General features: G+C 43.0%; 5 protein-coding genes and 1 tRNA gene. 1 reads left to right on the top strand and 5 read right to left on the bottom strand.

The annotated features are described in order from the left end of the window. The 3 genes from IJI01_RS14785 to IJI01_RS14775 form a co-directional block, all read right to left on the bottom strand. Positions 1-1,285, bottom strand: a 1,285-nt coding sequence (locus IJI01_RS14785; protein ID WP_330623234.1) for a DUF5724 domain-containing protein, incomplete at its 3' end; no start/stop codon positions are given. Between the two features lie 44 nt (positions 1,286-1,329). Continuing rightward, positions 1,330-1,749, bottom strand: a complete 420-nt coding sequence (locus tag IJI01_RS14780) for a hypothetical protein (RefSeq protein ID WP_292192102.1) — start codon at positions 1,747-1,749, stop codon at positions 1,330-1,332. 271 nt (positions 1,750-2,020) lie between these two features. Then, positions 2,021-2,104: transfer RNA gene (locus IJI01_RS14775), tRNA-Leu, on the bottom strand. Between the two features lie 174 nt (positions 2,105-2,278). Between IJI01_RS14775 and IJI01_RS14770 the strand changes: the two genes are divergently transcribed. Then, positions 2,279-3,136 carry a YitT family protein gene (locus IJI01_RS14770; RefSeq protein ID WP_292192100.1) on the top strand — a complete coding sequence of 286 codons (858 nt, stop codon included), beginning with the start codon at positions 2,279-2,281 and terminating at the stop codon, positions 3,134-3,136. A gap of 81 nt (positions 3,137-3,217) precedes the next feature. Here the strand turns inward: IJI01_RS14770 and nudC are convergent, their stop codons facing one another. Both nudC and IJI01_RS14760 read right to left on the bottom strand, forming a co-directional pair. After that, positions 3,218-4,105, bottom strand: coding sequence for an NAD(+) diphosphatase (gene nudC / locus IJI01_RS14765; RefSeq protein ID WP_292192098.1), 888 nt, complete (start codon positions 4,103-4,105; stop codon positions 3,218-3,220). A 21-nt stretch (positions 4,106-4,126) separates the two neighbouring features. Next, entirely contained in the window at positions 4,127-5,674 is a 1,548-nt protein-coding gene (locus IJI01_RS14760; protein ID WP_292192096.1) for an ATP-binding cassette domain-containing protein, read from the bottom strand. Positions 5,675-6,000 lie beyond the last annotated feature (326 nt).

Genomic DNA, 6,000 nt, shown 5'->3' with positions numbered 1-6,000 from the left:
TTCCGTATATCTTTTTTAATATGTCATAAAAATGAAGAGCCTCTGCATCATCTGTAAAAAATCTAGTGACATCGCTCTTATGCTCTGCTATGTCAAATCCGCATCCGCCCATGAAAAAGCCCATGTATGCAGCCATAATCTCTATATCGTCATGATGCTCATCAACAAGCTTCTTGGCAGCTCTGTGGGAAAACCTGTCATCCCCCAGCATATGAAGACTAAAGGACATGGTCAGAATCTGGTGTCTTGTGCCGTTTTCTGAGAACTCATGAATCTTATTTATCAGATCATTGACCTCATAAAAGCCAAGCGACCAGAGCGCCACGTGAATCTTAAGCGGATCTTCCGATGCCAGATACTCATCTCTTTTATGAGTATCGCTAAGACACTCATAAACATGGTCTGCAAGCTTTTCTGAAACTCTGTCAAGATCAGGTGCATCCTCTGTCATGAGTCCAAGCCATACGCCAAAAGATCTTTTGACAGAAGAAAATCTGATGAAATTGTTGTCACGAATAACCTGTAATAGATACAGGAAAGCTTCCGGAACACCCTCATCCATCTGCTCACAGATAGCCTGGCGAAGTCCCTCCTGAAGGCCTGCTGCGCAGAGAAGCTTACCAAGAAGTTCATATAAAGACCTGTTGTGAGCCTTCATGATTCCAGACAAAAATGATCTGCGAAGAGCAATATCGCTATCGCCATTTATACAGTCTTCAAGGATCCTGATCATTCTTGTATTACCAGCATCGATTTCTGCTGCGATCAGATCCCCCAGCATCAGATCTACATTGAAATCATAATATTTGTATCCGATATACTCATCAGCTACCTTGTCCTCAAGATAGTCGCAGATATCATCTGCTGCAAAATCATACTGGGCAAAGAACTGTAATTTCCTTGCCACAGTTCTTGCTACTATCTCCGGGTCTGATGAACGAAGAGACCTGCGGTTATAGCCGTAAGAATATATCCTCTCCGGAACATGATCGATCGTGTAATAGATCTGCTCGGCATGAGCAGGATTTAAATACCCCTTAAAAATCTGTGGCATCTTGGCCTTAACGAATTCTGAAGGCTTATAGCCAGGATACTTTTTTAAATTCGCCATAAGCTCCTTTGCTAACTCTGTATTTACAAAGCTTCCCCTGAAGGGCTCCATGAACTTCTGAACATTCTCAGGAAGCTTTTTAAGACAGGCCTGGCGCTTCTGATTCTCGTTCCATGAATAGTTCCTGCCAAGCTTACTCAGTCTGTCTTTATCTTCATTTGATATCTGTGCCATTATAAGTTTCTCTCCCTTAAAACTTTTTTCTATTCCCGTTTTGGTCACCACATTCTGCCTGATAGCATTACAAGCCTTATAAATGTAACCTCACTGTTCTCCTCAATATGAATCTCATCATCAAGATCGCCTGCCGCTTCATCCCCAATGAATATGCGAAACAGACCATCCTCATAGCCAAGAAGCGCGTTCTCTATAGCCTTCCCCTCGTCAGCTTCCTTGCCTCCATAATTGATTCCAAAGGCAATCTTGCCTACGCTGGCCATATCTTCAATCTCTTCCTCCGATAAAGGCTTACAGAATTCCCCTCTGCGCACCCGTTCGTTATACTCTGTCACACAGGTATGAACGCTCTCCTTTATCAGCTCTCTAACTGTCAGCGGCTTATTCTCCAAGTGAAAAGACATTCCGCTCACTTTAGCTTTCTTTTTCCCTATTTGTTTGATATTAACCTGGATAATCATAAGAATCCCCTAGATGTTTTTCTATAAAGATAACAATAACAGTATACCGACAGTTGCAACAAACCAAAAGAATTTTATTTTTTTTACCGTTCCGCGTAGCCAGCCCCCGCGGAAGATAGGGACTTGCGACGGCGAGGTTATACCTCGCCTAGTCCTGACAATTGCGCAGCAATTGCCAGGAAACCCACGCAGCGAAGCTGCTGGGTGAGAGTGCCTCTTTCGCACAAAACAAAAAAGGAACCAGTTCAAAGAACTGATTCCTTTTGTTTCGTGCGGAAGATGGGACTTGAACCCACACGATGTAAGCATCACAAGATCCTTAGTCTTGCTCGTCTGCCAATTCCGACACTTCCGCAAACCGTCGTCGCTAACTCGCGGCGACTTGTATATAATAACAAGAATAGTATAAAACGTCAACAAAAATTTATAAACTTTTTTTCGTGTTTTACACTCATTGTGCAAAATACTTGCTATAATAGATGTATACTGCATTTCAAGTCATTCTGACACAGGGGAGAATAATCCATTTATGACTACAACTTCCAAAAATACTAATATAAAAAGAGAAATTTTTAATTTTATTATGGTGGCAATTGGAGCTACTATCGCCGCTTTTTCTGTAGAAGATTTTCTCGGTCCCAACCATATCTTCGACGGCGGAATAGTCGGTGTTTCCATGATCGCATCCAATATGACAGGCTTCAAGCTAAGTATTGTAACCTGGCTATTCAACGTTCCCTTCCTGTTATTCGGTTGGAAGAAAAAGGGACATCTTTTTGTAATCCGCTCAGTTTTTGCCATGACAGTATTTGCCCTGGCAGTTGCTTTCTTTGAAACTACTCCTGCAATAACAGAGGATTATCTTTTAGCTGTTTTCTTTGGTGGCCTGATACTTGGAACCGGAGTTGGAATGGTCCTTAGGTACGGCGGATGTCTTGACGGAACAGAGATCATCGCATCTATCTTAAGTCCCAAGATTCACATGCCTATCGGTAGACAGGTTCTTGCCTTTAATATCGTTCTCTACCTCATTGTAGGTTTCCTCTATGGATGGGACCGTGGTCTTTACTCCATCCTGACATATATCCTTGTATCCGTTGTAATGACCAGAGTCGAGGAGGGCTTTGATGCCCAGAGGGGCTGTCTTATCTTTACCCATGACGACGTAGATGCCCTCAAAGACCGTATCTACAAAGAGCTAGGCAGAACCTGCACAGTATGGAACACAGAAGGCTACATCGGCGGAGAAAACAAGGCTCTATACCTTGTAATCAGCCAATATGAAATGAGGCAGCTAAGAGACATCATCGCGGATTTCAACTGCTTCGTGACTATCTCAGACATCAGCGAACTTATCGGCAAGAACGTCAAAATATCTTTGCAGTAGAAATCTATAGCAACTAATTCCTATACAAAAAATAAGAAGCAGAAAAAACGTTATGGTTCTCTGCTTCTTTTATTAGTTTCTTTAAATCGTGCCCTCATATCCCTTTTCTTTGAATACGCGCATCATCTCGTTAGTAAGGCTGTAGTCCGGGCTCTGGAGCACGATGTCTTCTGGAGCCACCCACTCTGCGTATTTGAGCTCAGATTCATCCATCTTGATTTCTTTGTCCCCAACCACATCACAGTAAAAACCTGCCAGAATATCAAGAGCTATGCCCCATGGCTGAGACTTGTAGTATCTGACATTGTCTACTTCAAGACCGACCTCTTCCATAACCTCGCGCTTAACAGTCTCTTCAAGGGTTTCTCCAATCTCTGTAAAGCCCGCAACCAGCGCGTTCTGTGCAAAGCCAGTTCTATACTTGGTAAGGATCAGCTTATTGGTCTCCTTATCAGTAACACAGATAATTACTGCAGGGTTGATCCTTGGATATATCTTGTTACCGCACTTAGGGCAGGCCATCGCTCTTTCTTTATCATCATGGATGGTCTGCGCTCCGCATTTTCCGCAGAACCTTGATGCTTCATACCACTCGCAGAGGTGAAATGCTGTGTAAAGCGCAAACACCTGATGATCAGGAAGTTTCCCTTCTCTCCGTACGCTCCATACCTTGCCAAAAGAACTGTCGTCTAGCGCTATTTCTTTTGCATAAGAGGGATAAAGAAAGTACTTCTCATCATCTATCTTAAACAAATAGATAAGCTCATCTCTAATGCCAGAATCAACGCCAGCAATTTCTTCAAACTCTAAAAGCGTAGGGAAAGCATTCGCTCCGTCAGGTTTCTGGCTAATAAGAATCTCTTTTTCTCTGGCATCGCCTCTGAAAGCAAAAACAATGCTCTTCTCATCCGCCTTTTCATCCTGATAATAGTGATTATCTAATTTGTAAGGAAAAATTTCCTGAAGCATCCTGTATTCCTCCTGACGCTATTATTTATCTGTTTCTTTTAGTCCATTCTCACTTAATGTATATATCTTGGTGCAAACTTCGTCAATATACTTTCTGTCGTGAGAAATGCTGATGACCGCCCCTGGGAACGCTGCGATCATCTTCCTGATGACCGGCCCTGACAAAGGCGAAAAGTTTCTGGTAGGCTCATCAAGGATCAGTACGTTAGCATCTGACAAACTCATCTTGAGAAGCAGCACCTTAGCCTTCTGACCACCGGACAATTCCCTAATCGGATGATCCATCTCATCTGCAGTGTATTTAAGTGAGCCAAGATAAGTCCTGATGCGGGTTCGCACTTCCTTATCCCCTGTATCATCCAGAAATTCTACAGGTGTCACATCAAGGTTCAGCAGTTCCTCGTAGTTCTGGGGCATGTACTGAGCTCTTATGTCGGTCCTATTCAGCAGCTCCTGCGCCATCTTCTTTAAAAGAGTGGTCTTACCAGCGCCGTTTGTTCCAACGATGCAGATTCTCTCAGGGCCTCTTACCCTTAGGAAAATATCACGAGCCAGTACCTTGCTGTCATCTGGTGTTCTAAGCTCATCCAGGGAATATTCTATGACATTCTTGCCAGCAGGCATATTTGCGCCATCTCCGCCGAGCTTAAAAAAGATAGCTTCCTCCTGTTCAGGCCTTTCTGTCATGTTCTCATCTTCTCGCTCAAAGCGCTTTTCCATGGACTTGACCGTGTGCATCTTTTTCTTAATAAGCCTTGCGATCATATCCCTGTCGGCTTTTGCAATATTGGTCTGGGCTGAATCAACGCTCTGCATAATTTTCCTAAACTTCTCGTCGCGGATTTTCTTTTCCCTGCGGTCGTTCTGAGCCTGCTGTTCCTGCCTCTCAAAGCTGTCAGCTCTTCTCTCGATATAATTTCTATAGCTGTCCTTGACGATTGTATATCTGGATTTGGTCTTCCTCATGATCTGCTCAATGTGGATCACCACGTTGGCTGTGTTCTCAATAAGCGTCTCATCATGAGAAATGTACAGTACTATATGTTTCCATCCATTTATCAGCTTCTCAAGAAGCTCCAATGTACTGATATCAATATCGTTGGAAGGCTCATCCAATAGGAGTACTGTCGGATTGTCCATGAGAAGCCTCATGAGCTGAGCCTTGACTTTCTCACCACCAGAAAGGCTCCCCATCTGCTGGTCACTGTAGAAAAATTCTGCTGACACCTGAAACTCTTTTGCCATCTCAGTTAGCTCCCTTGGACTCTGGTCGAAAAAGAGCTGTGCCTCAGAAAAATATTCGTAAACAGTTTTCTCTTTGTCTTTTCCCGGAAGTTCCTGAGGAAGATACCCCAAAACTTCTCCTGACGCCACTCTTGTGCCCTCGCACTCAGCGTAATCATCTACTATCTCAGGATCATAGATCCACTTCATGAGTGTTGATTTGCCATTTCCCTCTTCACCTATTATTACCGCCTTATCGCCATCATTTAATACCATATTGAATTTATCAAGAATAATACGCAGGTCTTTGCGATGCGTTATTGTTAAGTCTTTTACCTGTAGCATATATAGTCCTCCTGTGGCCTGCTGTATACAAAAATAGCCTATCCTGCGTACGCAAAATAGACTCACACAAATAGACCCACATAGACTTATAGGCTAAAAATGCATGATAATCCAGATCAAGCGTACACAAAACAGCCGCATCAGCAGCTATCTAAAAAATCTCGTGTTCACTCAAGCTAAATTATCTAATAATCATTCCTTCACCTAAACGCCAAGCGCTCTTTCTATATATTTGAAACTTAATTCTAGTTCATACTAGCACTAATGAGTTGTGGAAGCAAGTTACTTTTCCTGGATGTCTATATTGCTTCGTCTTGGCTATCTAT

The sequence above is a fragment of the Butyrivibrio sp. genome, assembly GCF_017433805.1.
GTDB lineage: Bacteria > Bacillota > Clostridia > Lachnospirales > Lachnospiraceae > Butyrivibrio.
Note: the sequence above shows the minus strand (reverse complement) of the source record. Positions and strands in the feature narration are given on the sequence as shown.

Bases quoted from the DNA above. Each gene is read 5' to 3' on its own strand.
- IJI01_RS14780 (WP_292192102.1), bottom strand. From the start codon at position 1,749: ATGATTATCCAGGTTAATATCAAACAAATAGGGAAAAAGAAAGCTAAA.
- IJI01_RS14770 (WP_292192100.1), top strand. From the start codon at position 2,279: ATGACTACAACTTCCAAAAATACTAATATAAAAAGAGAAATTTTTAAT.
- nudC (WP_292192098.1), bottom strand. From the start codon at position 4,105: ATGCTTCAGGAAATTTTTCCTTACAAATTAGATAATCACTATTATCAG.
- IJI01_RS14760 (WP_292192096.1), bottom strand. From the start codon at position 5,674: ATGCTACAGGTAAAAGACTTAACAATAACGCATCGCAAAGACCTGCGT.